The 18,738-nt window shown below is 62.7% G+C and carries 19 protein-coding genes; 4 read left to right on the forward strand and 15 right to left on the reverse strand.

All coding sequences use genetic code 11. The annotated features are described in order from the left end of the window. Positions 1 to 269: 269 nt before the first annotated feature. The 3 genes from J3A64_RS08380 to J3A64_RS08390 all read right to left on the reverse strand — a co-directional run bounded on the left by J3A64_RS08380 (position 270) and on the right by J3A64_RS08390 (position 2,034). Positions 270 to 635 carry a helix-turn-helix transcriptional regulator gene (locus J3A64_RS08380; protein WP_043470057.1) on the reverse strand — a complete coding sequence of 122 codons (366 nt, stop codon included), beginning with the start codon at positions 633 to 635 and terminating at the stop codon, positions 270 to 272. Further along, positions 610 to 1,023, reverse strand: a complete 414-nt coding sequence (locus J3A64_RS08385) for a hypothetical protein (RefSeq protein WP_210064049.1) — start codon at positions 1,021 to 1,023, stop codon at positions 610 to 612. Before J3A64_RS08385 ends, J3A64_RS08380 begins: the two co-directional genes overlap by 26 nt. Positions 1,024 to 1,419: 396 nt before the next feature. Continuing rightward, positions 1,420 to 2,034 carry a TetR/AcrR family transcriptional regulator C-terminal domain-containing protein gene (locus J3A64_RS08390; RefSeq protein ID WP_014921490.1) on the reverse strand — a complete coding sequence of 205 codons (615 nt, stop codon included), beginning with the start codon at positions 2,032 to 2,034 and terminating at the stop codon, positions 1,420 to 1,422. A gap of 65 nt (positions 2,035 to 2,099) precedes the next feature. Between J3A64_RS08390 and J3A64_RS08395 the strand changes: the two genes are divergently transcribed. Then, complete coding sequence (locus J3A64_RS08395) at positions 2,100 to 3,347, forward strand: beta-ketoacyl synthase (protein WP_210064050.1); 1,248 nt, start codon at positions 2,100 to 2,102, stop codon at positions 3,345 to 3,347. Positions 3,348 to 3,388: 41 nt separating this feature from the next. Here the strand turns inward: J3A64_RS08395 and J3A64_RS08400 are convergent, their stop codons facing one another. Next, positions 3,389 to 3,970: a TetR/AcrR family transcriptional regulator gene (locus J3A64_RS08400; RefSeq protein WP_210064051.1), complete on the reverse strand. Its 582-nt coding sequence runs from the start codon at positions 3,968 to 3,970 to the stop codon at positions 3,389 to 3,391. A 60-nt stretch (positions 3,971 to 4,030) separates the two neighbouring features. Between J3A64_RS08400 and J3A64_RS08405 the strand changes: the two genes are divergently transcribed. Together J3A64_RS08405 and J3A64_RS08410 are read left to right on the forward strand one after the other, a co-directional pair. Continuing rightward, a complete protein-coding gene (locus J3A64_RS08405) occupies positions 4,031 to 4,531 on the forward strand; it encodes a GNAT family N-acetyltransferase (RefSeq protein WP_210064052.1) in 501 nt (166 codons plus the stop codon). A gap of 46 nt (positions 4,532 to 4,577) precedes the next feature. After that, positions 4,578 to 4,880, forward strand: a complete 303-nt coding sequence (locus J3A64_RS08410) for a YciI-like protein (protein WP_210064053.1) — start codon at positions 4,578 to 4,580, stop codon at positions 4,878 to 4,880. Between the two features lie 560 nt (positions 4,881 to 5,440). Here the strand turns inward: J3A64_RS08410 and J3A64_RS08415 are convergent. The 10 genes from J3A64_RS08415 to J3A64_RS08460 form a co-directional block, all read right to left on the reverse strand. Beyond that, a complete protein-coding gene (locus J3A64_RS08415; RefSeq protein ID WP_210064054.1) occupies positions 5,441 to 7,057 on the reverse strand; it encodes a GMC oxidoreductase in 1,617 nt (538 codons plus the stop codon). 20 nt (positions 7,058 to 7,077) lie between these two features. After that, entirely contained in the window at positions 7,078 to 8,679 is a 1,602-nt protein-coding gene (locus tag J3A64_RS08420) for an MDR family MFS transporter (RefSeq protein WP_307807177.1), read from the reverse strand. 42 nt (positions 8,680 to 8,721) lie between these two features. After that, a complete protein-coding gene (locus J3A64_RS08425) occupies positions 8,722 to 9,687 on the reverse strand; it encodes a fumarylacetoacetate hydrolase family protein (protein WP_210064055.1) in 966 nt (321 codons plus the stop codon). Next, positions 9,684 to 10,688 (reverse strand): amidohydrolase family protein, encoded by a 1,005-nt coding sequence (locus J3A64_RS08430; protein WP_014921482.1) that lies wholly within the window; start codon positions 10,686 to 10,688, stop codon positions 9,684 to 9,686. Before J3A64_RS08430 ends, J3A64_RS08425 begins: the two co-directional genes overlap by 4 nt. Then, entirely contained in the window at positions 10,685 to 11,821 is a 1,137-nt protein-coding gene (locus J3A64_RS08435) for an FAD-dependent monooxygenase (RefSeq protein ID WP_210064056.1), read from the reverse strand. Before J3A64_RS08435 ends, J3A64_RS08430 begins: the two co-directional genes overlap by 4 nt. A 27-nt stretch (positions 11,822 to 11,848) precedes the next feature. After that, entirely contained in the window at positions 11,849 to 12,835 is a 987-nt protein-coding gene (locus J3A64_RS08440) for a cyclase family protein (protein WP_210064057.1), read from the reverse strand. A 9-nt stretch (positions 12,836 to 12,844) separates the two neighbouring features. Next, the gene (locus J3A64_RS08445) at positions 12,845 to 13,822 is read right to left on the reverse strand and encodes a fumarylacetoacetate hydrolase family protein (RefSeq protein WP_210064058.1); all 978 of its coding nucleotides are present in this window, start codon (positions 13,820 to 13,822) and stop codon (positions 12,845 to 12,847) included. 167 nt (positions 13,823 to 13,989) lie between these two features. Further along, entirely contained in the window at positions 13,990 to 15,006 is a 1,017-nt protein-coding gene (locus J3A64_RS08450) for a VOC family protein (RefSeq protein WP_210064059.1), read from the reverse strand. Between the two features lie 98 nt (positions 15,007 to 15,104). Next, the gene (locus J3A64_RS08455; RefSeq protein ID WP_210064060.1) at positions 15,105 to 15,881 is read right to left on the reverse strand and encodes a hypothetical protein; all 777 of its coding nucleotides are present in this window, start codon (positions 15,879 to 15,881) and stop codon (positions 15,105 to 15,107) included. Continuing rightward, entirely contained in the window at positions 15,878 to 16,912 is a 1,035-nt protein-coding gene (locus J3A64_RS08460) for a Gfo/Idh/MocA family protein (protein ID WP_210064061.1), read from the reverse strand. The genes J3A64_RS08455 and J3A64_RS08460 overlap by 4 nt, the downstream gene beginning before the upstream one ends. 103 nt (positions 16,913 to 17,015) lie before the next feature. On the opposite strand from J3A64_RS08460, the gene J3A64_RS08465 reads away from it, so the two are divergent. Beyond that, positions 17,016 to 18,281, forward strand: a complete 1,266-nt coding sequence (locus J3A64_RS08465; RefSeq protein ID WP_014921475.1) for an ROK family protein — start codon at positions 17,016 to 17,018, stop codon at positions 18,279 to 18,281. A 21-nt stretch (positions 18,282 to 18,302) separates the two neighbouring features. Here J3A64_RS08465 and J3A64_RS08470 read toward each other — a convergent pair whose 3' ends face one another. Continuing rightward, positions 18,303 to 18,734, reverse strand: a complete 432-nt coding sequence (locus tag J3A64_RS08470; RefSeq protein WP_210064062.1) for a DUF6379 domain-containing protein — start codon at positions 18,732 to 18,734, stop codon at positions 18,303 to 18,305. Positions 18,735 to 18,738 lie beyond the last annotated feature (4 nt).

Genomic DNA, 18,738 nt, shown 5'->3' on the forward strand with positions numbered 1-18,738 from the left:
GACGAGGGGGTATGCTGTGCCCGAGGTGGGACTCGAACGGGATTCAGGGCCTTGGGAACACCTGGGAAGTGGCGGAAACATAAGGAATCCGGGCCAGTCCGGGGTGGAAAGTGTGGACATTGTCCACACTTCCTTTTGCCCCATTCACATGACTCTTGAGACCGGCCGCACTCCCCCAGCCGCGTCAGCAGTGCCCACATCACCGGAAGCAAGCTCGACTATGCGGAGTCCCCTCTGGGTTGCGATGCCAGGTCCTTCCGCAAACGTTCTCAGCCCTGCACTTGATGCTGCAGACTGCGGAGGTCCAGTTCAATTTCGCGGCCGTTAACGTGCACCACCATCTTTGCGTCTTCTACGCCCGCGGCTGAGAGATAGTCCATAAGCGTTGACAGAAGCATGTCTTCGCGGCGCTCTGTCTTCGAAACAACACTCTGATCTATTCCAAGCCTCTGGGCCAAGTCATCCTGTGTCAGTTCTGCGGCCTTGCGAATTGTGGCTAGGTTAAGGGCGTAAATACGGTCCTCGCGTGCGGAAGCATCCCGAATTTCGGCTACGCGTTCTGTCATACCCGGCTTTGCCAGGATACGTCCGAGCCGGTCATCGCCCTTCCTAAATGTCTTCCTCACCATTTTCATCAACCTCCCCTTCTCTGATCCATTGATCGATTATTTGGTCAGCTCTGCTTCCCACACTGTCGTAGAAGACATCGCCCATGTTGGCTTTATCACCCGAAAACAGGGCCACCACCGCTGCGTTCTCATCGTGTGGAAACCAGACGATCAGTCGGACGGCGATCCCGTGATGGTACGGGTGAGAAACCCGCCATACTTGGTACCTCTTCGCCTGACGCACCGTTTTGGGTGTCGGAGTCTCTTCGGCGGGTGGTGCGCTCAGGCGCCGCAGATAGTCCATCTCTGCGGCTACATATTCGAATACAGCCTCAGCCCTCTCATCACCGCTTTCGGCCTCCTCTTCGAGTCGGTCCAGCTGCTCGTCAAAGCTGTCCGGCCAGAAAAGTTCCATAGGCAATTATGACTTTGAAGGCATATGCATTGAAAGTCATTCAAAGAGCCATCTCCGAAGGCACAATTCGCACTGTCAGCCGGTATAACGGGGCTACATCTTTGGTCAGCCCATCGTCCTCCTTCTGAAGGAGAGTCCGCTATTGGCCCGAAGGTTCATCTGGGAGAGCCGCACCACTTGGGCCGGGACAAGCGGGTCATCACCCATACGCCGACCGTCCGTTATCGCTCACCTTCCGCGTCAGAACTAGCGGGCCCCGTGGCTTGGCCCATAATGTCACCGCTCACCCTTACCCTGACCTGTATGGAAGTCGAATTCGAGCCAGGCCGCCCGATTGACCCCTGGGCCGTGATCCCACACCCTTGGGCCTTAGAGTAGCTGCCCACCGCCCGCCGCTTAGACCTCTCCCTTTGAATGGACCGTCAGCGTGCCGGCCAGGTCCACGTCGCTTCCGGAGCCCGTGACGCCGGCCTGCGACAGGAGAGTGGCTCCGAAGGCTGCGCTCCAAAACGTCCTGGTTTCCACACGAAGGGCGCGTTGCACTTCCCAGTCCCGCTGGGCCAGAAGGCGGCTAAGGTAGCGCTCGGACTGGCGGAAGAGCAGATTCAGGTGCTGGTCCACTACCGCAGCGAGGGATGGCCGGGATGTCCCCACAGCCAAGGCACGCACCACCAGCGGCATCGACGGGAGCATCAGCGCTGTGCGGGACATGTTCCTACGAAATGACTCCGGACTCCCGGCGCTGTGGCCGATGGCCTCAATGCGCTCGGCGTCGTGGAGGAGGGCAAGGAAGGCTGCGTGGATGAAGAGCGAGTCCTTGGAACCAAAGTAGTAGGTCACCTGATTGGGAAATACTCCGGCATCGGCGGCAATGGCCGCCACGCTCACCGCATCGGAGGGGGTGGCGAGGTAGAGCTTGACCGCGCTGTCCAGGATCCGCCCCCGGGTTGAGTGGCCACGGGCTTGAGTTGGGCCCCCCGGCTGACGCTTGCCCTTGCGCTCTGCGATCATGAGGAAAATTGTACTTCATACAACTCTCTGGATATCTTGTATGGCATACAAGAAAAGGAGTTGTCATGAGGGAACGAGATATCGCTGTGACAGGAATGGGCGCGACCACGCCGCTGGGAGGCACCGTCGAGAGCACCTGGGCCGCCCTCCTTGAGGGCGTATCAGGGGTGCGGGACGTCGGGGAGGAGATGTTGCGGGACAGCGGACTCCCGGTCACCATCGCCGCACCCATGGCTACCGACCCCGCCACCGGACTTGACGCCGTCGAAGCCAAACGACTGGACCGGGTTCAGCAAGCCGCCCTGGTTGCCGCGGCGGAAGCCTGGGCGGATGCCGGTTCACCCCAGGTGGACGGCACCCGACTGGCCGTAGCCATCGGAACAGGCGTGGGCGGAATCGGCACACTACTCCGCGAGGACGACACCCTGGAGAACCGCGGACAGCGCCGCGTCTCCCCACGCGCCGTACCGATGCTCATGGCCAACGGACCCGCCGCGGCCGTGAGCATCCGCTACGGCGCCAAGGCAGGTTCATACACCCCGGTCTCAGCATGTTCCTCCGGCGCCGAAGCCATCGCCCTGGCCGCCAGGCTGATCCGCTCCGGCGAAGCTGATGTCGTCATTGCCGGCGGCGCCGAAGCCGCGATCACGCCCTTCACCGTCGCCGCCTTCCTGCAAACGAGGGCCCTCTCAACCCTCACGGCCGAGCCCGCTTCCGCCTCACGCCCCTTCGCCTCCGACCGCGACGGCTTCGTCCTCGGCGAGGGAGCAGGCATCGTTGTGCTCGAAAGCGCCGAACACGCCACGGCCCGCGGCGCCACCGTCCAGGCGGTCCTGCGCGGAGTGGGAATCACCTCCGATGCCTTCCACGTGACGGCACCGGCGGACGATGGCGAAGGCCAGATCACCGCCATCACCAAAGCCCTCAGCGACGCCGACATGAACGGCGCGGAGGTAGGTCACGTCAATGCCCACGCCACCGGCACCACCCTTGGCGACCTCGCTGAGGCGAAAGCCATCAGGGCCATCTTCAGCGACAACACCCCCGTGACTGCGCCCAAAGCATCCCTTGGACACCTCTTCGGGGCCGCCGGCGCTGTCGAAGCCATCATCGCTGCCCGGAGCGTTGCGCAGGGGATCATCCCTCCCACCCGAAACCTCCATCCCGGAAACGTGGACCCGGAGATCGGACTGGACCTGGTTACCGAACAGCGCCACATCAACAAACAACGCCACGGAACACCTCCCACAGCACTGTCCAACTCCTTCGGATTTGGCGGCCAGAACGTCAGCCTGATCTTCAGCAAAAACTAATCAGCTGCCTCAGCGGTGATGTCGGACTTGGGGAATGCCTTTCAGATGTTCTGAGCGTTCATGCGAGTGGCGTAGTGCCGCACCGCCGCCGATGAACGGGCAACGTCCGACGTGGCCAAAAGGTCGAGCAACGCGCCCCTGAGCACGGCAAGAGCCAGTGTCCGTTCGACTTCGCCCGACGGGCTGATCCGATCACCCTCGTCTTGGCACTGCGCAAGGATGTCCAGCCACCTCGTCACGGTCCCTTGCGCAAAGTCAGCCCATGGCCCGCCCTGGTCAGCGAGTGATCGACTATAAGATTCCACCCACAGCAGGAGCAGCGGCCGATGGACCTCCGAGGAAAGCCATTCCCAGAGCACCTCGACACCAGCCGCCAACCCCCGGCGCTCCGGCATCAGCTCGTGAAGAGCTTCCAGTTCCTCCGCACGGGCACGATCGAGTAGAGCCCGAATGAGCCCCTCCTTGCTCCCGAACAGGAACAGCAAGACACGCGTGCTGGACCCGATCGCAGCGGCCAGCGGACGCAGGGACAGCCCGGAGATTCCATGCTGCAGCACATACTGGTAAGCCGCTTCGAGCAGCTCGACCTGCCGAGCTGAAGGAGTTGCTGACCGATCGTCCATGCCGATACTCTACCAAAACCACTGACACGCTTGTGTCAGTGAACAGGAAGATGAGTCAGAGTGATCGCGGAAGAGCAACACAGGGTCACCGTACGGCGTGCAGAACTGCCCGGTGATTTGGGCTGGATAGTGCAGACCCACGGCGAAGTCTTCGCTGAACTGTGCGCCTGGGGCCAAGATTTTGAGGGATTCGTGGCAAGCATCGTCAGTGACTACACGAAGCCCGCCGACAACAGCCGCCAAGCGGCGTGGATCGCCGAAGTCGACGGCGAACGGGCAGGGTGCATCATGCTGATGCCCCACGATGAGCGAACAGCCAAGCTCCGCGTCCTGCTGGTCAGTCCGCTCGCACGCGGCCTCGGCATCGGGGCGCGACTCGTCGAAGAACACCTCCGCTTCGCACACACGGCCGGGTATAAACACGTGTCACTCTGGACGACAAATAACCTCACCGCCGCACGCCGGCTCTATGAACGAGCAGGGTTCGAGCTCCAATCAGAGTCACCCACGCACCTGTTCGGCGGGGACTACATGGAGCAGACCTGGGTCCTCGACCTGTAAACAACCACCCCCCGCACGCCAACGCACGAACAGAACGGGAAACCAAATGCATGCCGTCCTTGAATACACCTACGGTGACGACTACCTCCACGCCCGCGAAGCGCACCGCTCAGCCCATCTCACGGCAGCCTGGGCGGCGGTAGAGCGAGGCGAACTCGTCCTCGGAGGTGCCGTCGGTGACGGCCCGTTCACCGCACTATTAATCTTCACCGGAACGGACGCGCTCCAGACGGCCCGCGCCTTTGCCGCCGCCGATCCCTACGTAATCAACGGCGTCGTGACATCCTGGACCGCACGCCCATGGCGCACCGTAGTCGGAAACGAAGCAACCACGCCCATAAGGCCATAGACGACGAGCCAGTCAACGAGTTAGTCATGGAGCTCTTGAGCGTTTCAGCCTCCTGCGCGGAGACGACAGTAATGCCCTGCTACCGGGCCAGCAGAGGGCCCCGACAACCACGATTCTCAACCTGCTCCCCCACAACCAAACAGTCGATCCGCGGCGCCAGGCACACCCCACGGCCAGTGTCAGAGGGACCTGACCAAGCAGAAATGTACACGCGTTAAAGCAAAAACCCCCTCCGTAGAGGGGGTTTGCTGTGCCCGAGGTGGGACTCGAACGGGATTCCAGGCCTTGGCATTGCTGGGAAGTGTCGGAAACATGCGGAATCCGGGGCGTCCGGTGGTTGTACGAGGCAATCCGAGGTGGAAGTGTAGACATTGTCCACACTTCCATTTTGGCCGTTTTCGAGCACCCTACACAGGGACCAGACACCATCGCCGCACCCGTGTGCGGCGCCTGCAAATGTGCATCGTCTAGTTCTAGGTGACTACTTACAGGACACCACACAGTCGTAATGCAGCCGGTCCGGACGATGCAGGGACCTCCAAGACACGTCCTACGCCACCTCAGACCCGCGCCCGCCCGAGATCTTCTTCAACTGCCGCAGTACCCCGCGAAGCGAGTTCGTCCACTACTCTCCGCGCCCCGCGAACCGCTATGGCCACACTCATCAGTGTCGGGTTCATGGCTGTGGCCGTGGGGATGAGCGCGTTTCCGCCGACCACCAGATTTTCGTAGCCCCACACACGCGACCATGGATCAGCTACCGATGTGCCGTCGTCGGACGCACCCATGCGCATCGTTCCTTGGTAGTGGAGGCTGGACCCGTTCGGCATGAGCCGGGGCTCTGCCACGAAGACGCCCAACGCATTGCCGGCGCGGCGCAGACGTGCGGTGGCGTCTTCAATCTCCGCATTCTCCCGTTCGGTGAGGGAATAACTGATGGTCATGTTCGGGAATCCCCGGTAGTCCAGCTCGTTGTCGTCAAACGTCACGCCGTCCTCAACGCGCGGGTGCTTGCGCATCCCGTAGCCCATGTTGACGTAGCCCCAGCGGTTCCGGGCGTGCGGCGCATCCGCCGCCATAGGGAACGGCGTCGTCTCGGAGTACATGACCTGGACGGAGAAGGGGTGGTCGGGTTCAGAAAACGGGATTCTGTTAACGGCGGCGACGGGATCGGCAGGATTCTGCGCGCGGCGGGCCAGCTCAGCTTCCAGGTCCGCTTCGCTGGCAAACCTTTCCATTTTCTGAGGATCGAGTGCCACAGTGGAGATGACCACGGGGTGTTCTGTCAGATAGCGCCCCAACGCCGCTGGCCTGATCCCGGAAGTCCACAACAATTGGGGCGACCGGAAGGCATCCGCTGCTACCACCACGACGTCGGCGGGAACGAAAGTGGTCTCCCCCGTGCGAAGGTCCTCCACCGTGACCCCTGTGGTGCGGTTTCCATCAGTTTCCACGCGGCGGACCAGCGAGAGGTCACGGAGTTCAAATCTCTCGGACAATGGGGACCGGGGATCGATGAGCGGTCCTAGGACGACGTCCGCTCCTGCCCATCGCATGGAACCGTCAGGCTGGGGGTCCCCCGCGACGGGAAGCGTATCCACGCCGTACCCTTCGGGCAATTCGCCCTCAAACTCCTCCTGCAGCAGGGAACGGATGGCTGCCCCGACGCCGGAGTCGGCGAAGGCGGCACTCTGCACGTGCAGCAGGTCTTTGGCGGAAGCGAGCAGGTCTTCCCACTCGTCGTCGGCAATGAACGGAACTTTTTCGCTGAAGGCCGGCGACGGCGTCGCGCATGTCCAGTGGGCGCCTTGACCCCCGACGTTGGTGGCCGCTGCGGCGGCGGGGAACGTCTCTGCGTGGGCCGATCCCGCTGCTCCGAAATCCAGGAGATGAGTACCTTGGCGCGCGGTGAACATGCCTTCGGTCACGGTCCCGGCCGGGATGCCAAGCGACTCCCGATATGCCCCGGATTGCGGCCCCTGCGACTTCTCGCGCGCCTTGGCCTTCTGATCGGGGTCGGCGATGTTGCGCACGCTTTCGCCGGGCCGGTCGGTCAGCTGCGGTCCTGCTTCGAACATGATGACGCGGGCATCGGGTGTGCCTTCCACCAGAAGCCTGGCGTACGCTGAGCCGATTGGTCCGCTGCCAACAATGGCTATGGTCTGATTCTTGGACATTGATTCTCCTTGGTGGAATGTCAGGCCGACAGGGGCTCAGGAACTTCTGACTGGGTAGTTTCCGCTTCGTCCGTCAGGCGACCTTGGGGAAGCAGGACGGCGGCAATGATGCCGATTGCGTATGCACACGCGAGTGCGATGAAGATTGGAACGAACAGCTGTCCATAAATTCCGGCGACGGCTTCCTGGATTTCCGGCGTTGCTTGCTGCACAGCATGCGGGGTGAGGCTGGCCGCAGTGAGGCCGGAGGGCAGGAGGGCCGCAACCCCGAAACCGATGGTGCCTCCGATGATGGCTGTAGCTACCGTGGAACCAACTTGCCTCACCAGATTTACTGTCGCGGTGATGCTGCCTGTCTGGCTGAGGGGTGCTGCACTTTGGACGACTGCAACGATCAGGCTCATGAAGGACCCTGTCCCGATACCCACAAATCCCATGACGATCATGGGTACCCACAACGGAAGACCGATCGGCAGCCAGGCCATCACAAAAAGCCCCATCGACCCCATGCACGTACCAATAATGGTGAATACCCGGTACCGTCCAGTGCGGCTCGCCAACCACCCGGTCAGAAGGTTGCTGACCAGCATGCCAAGGACCGTAGCAATAGGCACAAGCCCTGAGACGGTTGCGCTGACTTGGTAAGCCATCTGGAAGTAGGTGGGAAGGTAGGCGGTGATAGAGAAAAGTCCGACGCCGATAATCGCCGAAAGTGCGGTGCATGCGGCTATGGTTCGGTTGGCAAACAAGTGCAAAGGGACCATGGGTTCAGGGGCTCGGCGTTCAATAATGAAGAACCCCAGCAAGGCCACGCCACTGACTACCAGGGCCGCCAATGCTTGCGCCCCGCCGCTTCGTTCCGCAGCCCAGGTGACACCCAGGACAAGAAATACCAAGCCCACAGTGAACGCGACAGCGCCTGTCACGTCGTAGTGGCGTGGGGCAACGCCACGTTCCAGTTTGGGAACAGCAACGTATGCGAGCGCCAGGGCGATCACACCCACCGGTACGTTGACCCAGAAAACCCAGGACCAGCCCCAGTAATCGGTGATCGCTCCGCCAAGGATTGGCCCTATTAGGATTGCGGCTGGAAACGCTGCTCCGATGATCGCGAGGTATCGGGGGCGTTCCCTGGGTGTGGTCACCCTGGCGACGATGGTCTGCGACATTAATTGGAGGCCGGCAGAGCTCATTCCCTGTATTACACGGAAGGTAACAAGCCACGTCATGTTTTGGGCGAACCCGCAGGCGAGGGACGCCAGGAGGAAGACCACCAAGGAAACCATGAAGACGTGCCGTGGGCCGAGCACATCTCCGAGCTTTCCCAGGATGGGCAAGAGAACTGTGCTGGCGAGGGTGTAACCAACCACCACCCAGCTCATGAGCTCCAGTGCTCCGAGTTCGCCGGCGATGGTGGCCAGCGATGTGGAGACGACGGTGTGGTCGAGAGCCCCCAAGAAGGACGCGGTCAGCAGGGACGCGACGAGGAAGCGAAATCTTATGGGTGAGAGTGGCATGGTGTTCTGCCCGAACGATCGGGCCGTCGACGCGACGGTTTGTGCCTCGGCGGCATCGTCACTGCCGAGAACGGATCTTCGAAGAGATCCCGACGCCACTTTCATTCTATCGCACTTTAGTCGAAAAACAACATAAGATCGCTTGAATTAGACACGAATCCGAGCGCGGCTGCGGCTGCGGGCCCGCGGAATTGAAGGCCCCTCGACGGCGGCACCCACGGTGGCTGTCAGCTCACCGATGCCTTCGACGACCATCCGTACTTCGTCGCCGTCAGTCAGCGGTGCGGGGCTGAGTTCGCCCTTTCGACCCCACAATTCGCCCAGGCATCCACCATTGCCAACGGTGCCGGATCCCAGGACGTCCCCGAACACCACGCGGGAATTCCTCGAGGCGTAGGTGACGAGCTCCGGAAACGTCCACCCCATGTTGGAGACGAGGTCCTCCCCGACCCGCTCACCGTTGATGAACACCTCGGCCCTCAGTGCCAGGAACCCATCGTCATCCGTGTACGGTTCCAGTTCGTCTGCAGTGACGATCCATGGCCCCAGGCTGGTACCAAAGTCCTTCCCCTTGGCGGGACCAAGGCGGACCTTCATTTCCCTGGATTGGATGTCCCGCGCGGACCAATCATTCATAATGGTGTAGCCGAAGATCGCGTCGGCAGCCTCAGCACCTGCGAGGTTGGTACCGCCAGCGCCTCCAATCACCGCAGCGATTTCCAGTTCAAAGTCGAGGCGCTGCGTCACGGGGGGCACCACCGGCTCGTCCGGCCCCAATACCGTGTGTGGGTTAGTGAAGTAGAACGTGGGCGCCTCGTACCACTCGGGTACCACTTCGCTCTTGCCGTCCACAGATGCACTGACTCCCTCGACGTGCTCTTCGAAGGCCACGAAATCCCTGATCGCCGCCGGGACCAAAGGTGCAAGCAGCCGGACAGTGGAAAGGGGCCGTCCGTCGTCGTGATTCGCCCGGTCGAAAAGTGCGCGGGCGCCGTCCAACCCGCGCGCCAACACGTCCGCGACGCGGAGGCCGTTCGGAAACGGCACTGCCGTGTCATCAATGATGAAGCCCTCGCCGATTTCCGTACTGTCTTGCCACCGTGCGATTCTCATGCTCGTACCCGCTCTGCCAGAAGTGCCTGGGCGTTGCCGGAAAGAATCCTCTCGGTTACCTCTGCCGGCAGTCCTGCAGTGCGGACTTCGGCAATGGGGTCTTCGGGCCCCATGTCGAATGGGAAGTCGCTGCCCATGAGTACCTGCGAGGGTCCGGCGACGTCCACGAGTCGGCGCAGAGCCGAAGGATCGTGGACCACAGTGTCGAACCAGATGCGGCGAAGGTAGCTGGATGGCTCTTCGCTGCAGCCGTGGGCTTCCGGGCGGACCCGCCACGCGTGGTCGGAGCGGCCGATGGCCATCGGAAGGTATCCGCCGCCGTGGGCGGCAAGGATTTTGAGTCCGGGGTGCCGGTCCAGGACTCCCGAGAAGATCAGGTGCGAGAGGGCGACGGCATTCTCGGCCGGTTGCCCAACGGTGTTGGACAAGTAGTACCTGTCCAGCCGCTCGTCAAGGCTGCAGCCGAACGGGTGGAGGAAGACCACCACCCCCAACTCCTCCACACGCGACCAGAAGGGTTCCAGGCGTTCGTCGGACAACTCAACATCACCCGCGAAAGAAGAAATTTCTATGCCGGCAAGGCCGCGGCCCAGGATGGCGTCGTCAACACACTCCACGATTCGGCTGGGATGCTGAAGGGGCACCAGCCCGAGGCCTGTGAGTCGTTCCGGCGCTTGGGCGACGTGCTCAGCCACCAGGCGGTTGGCCTCGCTGGCCGTCCAGACGGCCAGGCCCTCTTCGGCCCAAGGATAGAAGTGGTTTGGCGACGCGCTGACCCACTGGTGATCCACGCCCTGAGCGTCCATCGCAGCGAGGCGGGCGTTCACATCTGTCAGCCGCGGAAACCGTTCACCAATCATGCGCCCGGAAGCTGCGAGGCTTTGAGGTCCGTTGCGCCGGGCCTCCAGTTCACCTGCAACTTTGAAAGCCTCGGGCGCACGGCGCTCAACTTCCGCCTGGAGGGACGGCAGCAGGACGTGCGCGTGCACATCGATGCTCATGCGGGGACCGCCATCTTCTGCGCTATACCGAAGAGCAGGCCAGGCGCATCCGCGTCCTTCTTCCCTTCAATCTGCCACTGACCCAACTGGACGGAGGCATCAACCACAGCCTGTACGCGCGGAACCCGCCGTTCGTGGAAGCTGTCCCAGAGCTCCTCGTTGAGGGCATCGGATTCAATCAGCAGCTCAGTCAGGACCACGGCGTCTTCGAGGGCCTGAGCAGCGCCTTGGGCAATCGTCGGAGGGCAGCTGTGGGCGGCGTCGCCGATGATCACCACCGGGCCGCGGTTCCACCGTCCTGGTACCAGGTGCTGGGTGAACCAGGTGTAGTTGACCTTCGCTCCGGCGCCCAGGTCGTCGCGAATGGAATTCCATGCCCCGCCGTAGGCCATGGATTCGCCGAGCATGATGTTCGTCGCTTCCTCGTCGGACACACCAAAGCGGTCCTGGGCCTTTTCCACGAGAAACGCATACATGGTGTCTTCGCCCGTGGGCGTATAGCCCGCGATGTAGACCGGACCACCATAGTAAAGCTCGCTGTGTTCCACATCGTTGGGCCGGGAAACGAAGGCCCGCCAAATGCCCATCCCGGTGCTCTCGGGTGCGGTGTCGATGCCCAAGAGGCTCCGCACTGTCGAGTTGACGCCGTCGGCACCGATCAGGAGGTCGTAGGCTCCCGCGGTGGCGTCATTGACGAACACCTCCACGGTGTTGTCGTCCTTGACGTCGATGCCGGTGACTTTGGCGCCGAAGCTAACCTTGGCTCCCGCCTTTTCGGCGTGCTCCAGCAGGATCTTGGCGAGGTCGGGTCGATACATGCCCATGCAGGCGGGATAATCGGGGCCACCTGTTTTGACCTCAGGAAGCTGAGCGATGACCGGCGCGTCGGGGCCGGGCGCACGAAGTGTCAGGCCTTCGAAGGCCATGCCCTTCTCACGCACGTCGTCCCACACGCCCAGGGCATCGAAGACCCGCAGGGCGTTGCCCTGCAACGTGATGCCCGAGCCGAGGGCGCTCAGCTCCGGCTTAACTTCAAAAACGTCGACGGCGACCCCCGCCTTCGCGAGCTGGATCGCGGTCGCCATGGCAGCCACACCGCTGCCGGCGATCGCGACCTTCTGGACTGCTGTCATGATTACCCCTTAGTAGTTGTCGGGTTGTTAGAGGATGGCGATGGGATTGATGGGCGAACCAACGGCCCCGGTAATGGGCAAGGGAGCCGCGACCAGCAGGAAGTCGTAGCGGCCGCGTTCCCCGCACTTTTCCGCAAGCTGGTCCAGATCCCACAGTTCGCCCACGGTGAGGCCCATGTTGGGGATGACCACCTGATGGAGGGGCTGGAAGGCCGGGACGTCAAACTCGTTGGGTCGCACTTCGAAGCCCCAGGTGTCGGTGGCGATGGCTGCGATTTCGCTGCTGTGCAACCAGCCCGCCGTCGTAAGTGACAGTCCCGGCGCCGGGCCTCCCGCGTAGTCGCCCCACCCGTCCCGCTTTGCTCGCGATAGTTGCCCGGTCCGCACCAGGACGATGTCGCCCTGACCCACAGCACTGCGCTGGGCTTCGATGCAGGACTCCAGGTCCGCGGTGGTGATCGCATACCCGTCAGTGAGCTCACCCGTTTCCGGGTGGAGGTGGCGGCCGACGTCCAGGAGGACACCTCGCGACACCGGAGCCGCCGCGGCGTGCTCGATGCCGGTTACGAGGTCGCCGTCGCTGGTGACGACGTCGCCAGCCCTGCGCCCATTCCAGGCTGAACCGTGATCGAAGATGTGGCCCAGCCCGTCCCATTGGGTGGAGCACTGGAGAGGCATGGAGATCACGTCGTCAGCCCCGCCAAGTCCGTGAGGAAAGCCTTGCGTACCCCGCTCGGCATCCGTTCCCGTGTCAAGCATCGTGTGGACGGGGTTTGTCCGGCGACGCCATCCCTTCTGCGGCCCGTTCATGTCGAACGGTTGCGAAAGCGAGATGACTTCGCCTTCCCGTACCAGGGCAGCTGCCTGCTTCCGCTTGGCTGCGTCGATGAAGTTCAGGGTGCCCAGGACATCGTCCTCACCCCATCGGCCCCAGTTCCGGTAGGCCTTGCCACGGCGGGAGATTTCACCTTCAGGGTCGTTGCGGTCCAGCGATGCCGGATTGTCCAGGTTCATTGCCGACCCTTACGCTGACTCATCGACAGGTTCGGCCACACAGCGCACTACCTGGGTGCCGAGGCCTTGGATGCTGCCCGTCATGACGTCGCCGTCCCGGAGGAGCCTTCCCCAATGGGCGCCGTTGCCCGCCGGGCTTCCCGTCAGGAGGAGATCGCCGGGCAGGAGCGGCATGTTCTGCGAAGCGGCTGAAACCAAGGCGGGGATGTCGAAGAGCAGATCATCCGTGGAGGCGTCCTGCATGACGTCACCATTGAGCTCGAGCCGCACCTTGAGCTTGGCGGGATCCACGAACTGCGCCGGGACCAGGAACGGGCCGGTGGGGAGGAACCCAGGAGCGTTCTTACCGCGGTACCAATCGGTGCCAATCTCCTTCATGTCCCGGCGGAAGACCAGGTCACGGGTGGTGATGTCATTGACCACTGTGTAGCCAGCAACGTGCTGCATCGCTTCCTCGCGGCTTACCTTGAAGGCTTCTTTGCCAATAACCACAGCAAGTTCCAACTCCCAGTCGTGTTTCTCGCTGTAGCCGGGGAGAACCAACGGAACGTCGTCGCCGACAACACAGGCAGGAAGCCCGATGAAGAAGTAGGGCTCACCGTTGGCCTGGCGATCGTCCATCATCTTGCCTGCCCATTCGCGCGCTTCCTCGGGAGTGCGGGGGTCAGCCTTGTCCAGGCCCGCTACGACGAGGTCGATCACATGGGTTCTGTAATTGGCACCGGTCTGCAACACCTGCCGCGGCTCGACGGGCGCCGTCAAAACCACGCTGTCCAGCGGAACCCACGCATCCTCGTTTCCCGTGAGCTCTTCCAAACGGTCCCAGTCGGGTGCGCTCAGGAAATCGTTGAGGCTTGCAGCCCCGAGTTCCCTCTCACCGAGCGCCCGGATCCGGTCTCCGGCGATAAGACCCAGCAGCACTGCGTCCTCTTCCCGGTAACGCGCGAGTGCGAACGGTGCTTCCAATTGGCCTGACGACGTCGTCATGAACGTAACTCCCCTCGTGGGCCATCTTCGGCCCACTTTCATTTAATGTCGGAATTCGACATAAGTAAATCAGTTTCTGGTTATAGCGCTTATCACCGATGTGAATGCCCAAGTAGAGCCAAGGCTGCCGCGCACCAGGAACAGCAGTTTCCGGTGCGCGGCAGACTCTAGCCCTGCCCCTGGCGCGCGTAGGGGTTGAAGAGTGCTTCCTTGATCTCGTCCGGCACGCCTTCTTCCGTGGCGCTGGGACCGTCTGCCGGCGGGAAGGATTCAGTCATGGACATCGGCATGGCACCGTTGCGGTACATGTTGTTCGAGCCAAGCGACGGGGTCCAGGTGTTCGGCTCCCAGTCCGGAACATAGTTCCGGTATCCGCCGGTGTTCAGCTCGATGCGCAGGCTGGAAGGCTCACGGTAGTAGAGGAAGTTCTGCTCCCCGATGCCGTGGATGGAGGGACCGTACTCGATCGGGACGCCATTCTCGATCAGCGTGTCCGCAGCGATCAGGAGTTCCTCGCGGGTGTCCACCCAGAAGGCATAGTGGTTGATGCGGCCGGCCCTGGTGGAGCCGTCCAGAACGACGCCGAGGTCATGGGACTTCTCGTTGGTTGTCAGCACGGAGAACACGGAGATGGGTGCTTCGTCCAGGACCGTGCGGGCCATGATCCGGAATCCAAGCACGTCGTTGTACCATTTGGCAAAGCCGTCCACGTCGGACGTTGCGACGGTGACGTGGTCCAACTGGCGGGGCGCGCCGGCCACCATGCTGCGGCGGGAAGGGCGGTCAGGGTAGGTCGAGAGCTCCTTACCCTCCCCCTGGTGGCGGGTAACATCCCAGTGCAACGTCATGCTGTGGCCCCATGGCCCAATGAAGCGGTAGGCGCGTCCGATGCCGTGGACATCAATCCACTCGCCGGTGACTCCGGCGGCCTCGATGCGACGGGCCGCCTCATCGAGAGCCTCGGCACTCGACGTGCGCCATGCCATCGTGTCCAGTGCCGGTTCTGTGCCGGGGACCACCACGACGCTGTAGCGGTAGTAGTCCCCCCAGCAGCGGAGATAGACGGCGCCGTCTACGCGGTCCACAACTTTGAGGCCTACCTGGTTGACGTAGAAGTCAACGGAGGCCTCGACGTCGGGGGTCGTGATGGCTACGTAGGAGAGGTGGGAGAGAAGCTTGATCATCTTCGATCCTTTCAATGGTTTTGTGAAGCTGCCCACATCAAGTCTCGGCGTCGCATGCACATCAGGGAAGACGATATTGCCTATGCCGCAGATCAGCCTTAGTTATGCAGCCCGAGGAGTTGCACTGCAAGCTCCCGATCCTCGAGCAGCATCTCGATGTCATTGGGGCCTACTCTCGAACGGGACGCTTCAACCGCCCTGCGAAGAGTCAGCCGAGCCGACGATTCATAGCGAACCGGCGCCAGCAATCCCCCGTCCGCGGTGGTTGTTGTCACCGCGACCTTGTCTCCAGTCCTGCCCCACTCCACCTCCGTGCGAACCTCGCCCAAAGCCATCACCTTGAACTGCGGGTGCTGCGCCGTATCTGCGGGCAGCCGGGTCCTTAGTGTCACTGAGACCGGCCCTCCGGGAGCCTGCGCCTCAAGTAGGAACATTCCGGAGCTGCCGGCAACACTACGGAGTGGGCCACCAGCCAGGGTGGCCGCCCACCGCACGGCATCTCGCAGCACACTTTCGAGGCTCGAGGAAGGTGCCGCACATTCCACCGTCACCAACGTGGCTACGGTCTCCGCCCTCAGTACGAGTGCGTCGCCCAGTACGTCCGGGCGCAATCGGTGCCGCTCCACCAAAATTGGCACGCTCGCACGTGTGACGGCGGCCACCGCCGCCGACGGAACATCCTGTGGATCAGCGACCACCACCGCAAGGGCCCCTGCACGCTGCGCATCGAGCACGGTATCCCACCAAGCGCCCCGTCCGTCAACAGCTACGATGGCACTCTGCCAGGAAGCGCTGGGGCGCACACTTTCGGACAGTTCAACTATTGCCGCCTCGTAGCTCCAGGACGTTGCCGCTACAGGCAAAGCCGTCTTCAACGGAGCACCCCCGCAGTCATAGCAGCGTGAATTTGCTCTGCCACCTGGAGTGGATACAAGGCATCCTCCAGGATGTCGTCGTAGTCAACGGGCGCGGCTCCCTCGAGGAGGCTCGCGAAATACCGCCACTCCTCCTCGTAGCCATCATCGGGGGTTGTCGGATACTCCGTCCGGGACCCGTCCGCATGCATTACCGCCAACGCCCCGCTTCCCGCGTGAACGAAGGGCGGCGTGTAGTCCAGGTCCACCTGAAGGTGGGACGTAGAGAACGTGACTCGCCAGAGGGCATCCGGACCTGCGGGGAGCATGGTGAGGGCCAGTTGAACGGTCACGCTGCCGGCCCTGTATCCCACGGCGTACCCGATCGGCGGGATGAAGCGGGCATACTCGACGCTGTCAATGCGCGGCGCGAAGCGCCGGACTGCGGGAAGGTCGTGGACGGCCAGGCCCGTGATCAGTTGCTTGACGACGCTTGCGGCAACAGTGGGGTTTCCGGTGTCGGGTCGCCCACGCGCGGGCGACTGAAAGGGGCCCCCTTCCGAGACCACCTGGTGATAGCGGTCATTAGGCGGAAGCGCGAGAGTCACCGTGATGGCTTCGACCGGGTGCCCGTCCAGTAGGCGCTGGGCCCGCTTCCAGCCGGGATCATGCGCGTGATTGGTGCCCACCATCATGACGGCGCCGGCCGAGCGGCACGCGGCCACCACCTCAAGCACCTCCTCTGCGCTGGTGGCCAACGGTTTCTCACAAAAGATGGCCCGCTTCCCTGCAGCCACAGCTGCAAGGATCTGCCGTGCATGCTCCGCTGGCGGGCTGCATACTGCCACCACATTGACTTCGGGGTCGGCGAACAGATCCCGCTCCCCCACCGACCACTTTGCGTCCTGGGACTCCGCAAGCGCTTGCGCCCTTCCACTGCCGACGTCGGCGAAGTGCACTGGTCGGAACAGGTTGCCCAGGCGCGCGATCGTGGGGATGTGCAGGGCAGCTACCCCCGGACCAGCCCCGAGAAAACCTATGTTCCATGTCATGTCCCACTCCTTTTGTCAGAATTATTCCTAAGTATTTGCGATTTTGGCTATAGACACTGGAAATCCGCACCTTAGTGTCTGCTTTGTGGGAGAATCTGGAGCTATGACCACAGATTCGACGCTTCGCTTCGGCGCACAGACCGACGAAGTCACCAGCCTGCTCCGCATCGTCAACCTCGTGCGCACCGGCGAAGCAACCACCCGACCCGAAATTGGCCGCGTGACAGGCCTGGGCCGGGGTGTCGTGACGCAGCGGGTGGATCAGGCCATCCAGATGGGCTTCCTGGGGGACGGCGAGTTTGGGACTTCGTCCGGCGGCCGGGCACCGCGGACGCTCCGCTTCCGTTCGGAGCAGGGGCGCATCATTGTCTGCGCCCTTGGCGCCCTTCACATCAGGGTGGGCTATGCAGAACTGGATGGCGACATCATTGACCAGCGGCACCGGGAGTGGGACATCTCCCGGGGGCCGGCTGAAACATTGCAGGCTGCCATGGATCTTCTGGACGAACTCCTCGGCGAGGCCGCAACCTTGCCGGTTTGGTCCGTGGTTGTAGGGGTTCCGGGTCCCGTGGACTTTGAAAGCGGCCGACCCGTTGCACCGCCGATCATGCCGGGATGGAACGGCTACGACATCCGGCTGCCCTTCGAGGAGCGCTTTGACGCTCCCGTGTGGGTGGATAACGATGTCAACCTGCTCGCCTTGGGCGAACGGGCCCGCCGTCGGGACGCCTACGCCGACCTCATTTACTGCAAGATTGGCTCTGGAATCGGCGCGGGACTGCTCTCGCAGGGTCGGATTCACCGGGGTGCCAACGGCGCTGCAGGGGACATCGGCCACGTCCGCGTTCCGGATTCGGATGCTGTCTGCCGGTGCGGCAAAGTTGGCTGCCTTGAGGCCGTCGCCGGAGGCTGGGCTCTGATCCGGGACGCAGAGCTCGCCATCAAAGAAGGCGCTACCGGTCCACTCGCCGCCTCAGTTGAGCAAGGTAGGGCCCTGTCACCGGAGAGCATCGCCCTGGCAGCCAACAGCGGCGACGGACTGGCGGTGCGGTTGCTTCAGAGTTCCGCGCGTGTCGTCGGTGAGTCAATCGCCGCCCTCGTCAACATGTTCAATCCCGGAGTCATCGTGATCGGCGGCGCCATGGCATCTGCCGGCGAAGTATTCCTCGCGGAGGTAAGGCAAAGGGTGTACGAGTTGTCCCTGCCGCTTGCCACGCGGGACCTCCGGATCCAATTGTCCGTCAACGATGAGCGGGAACCGTTGCGTGGCGGCATCGAGCTGGCGCGCGAGCAGCTCTTTGAAACCACTTTCCCGCGGTGGTTCGCGCAGGGCAAACCCCGGCCGGCCAGGACCATGGCCCTGAACTAAGACGAGCTCCTCCTGCAATTGCTACGCGACGTCCCGGGCCGCGCCAGCAGATCCTTCGCAGGTTTCTCCAATCCAGGACTCCACGTGGATGGGAAGAACCAGCGGCCCATCCCCGCCGCCCCGTAGGTACGGAACCAACAAGTTAAAGTCCACTGACACGTGATGCCTGCCCTCAGATTTTCGCCGAGAGACCGGCCCGGCGGGGAAGGCCAGCACCAGCCTGTCCTGGATAAACCACCAGCCGGACTCGTTAATAAGTAAACCCGCCGGAACCGTGCGATCGCGAAGCCTAACGTTCACATCTTCACTGGGCGCCGAGTACCCGTCCGTTGTCACGGTGATCCCGGAGATGCAGGACAACGGCATGGAGCGGATCCACGGCAGGCCCAACCGGAGCTCGTAACCACCAGGGGTTGCAGTTAGGGCGCCGTCATGTAAAGCGTTCTCCAACATTTCC

The sequence above is a fragment of the Pseudarthrobacter sp. PvP004 genome, from assembly GCF_017876035.1.
GTDB lineage: Bacteria > Actinomycetota > Actinomycetes > Actinomycetales > Micrococcaceae > Arthrobacter > Arthrobacter aurescens_A.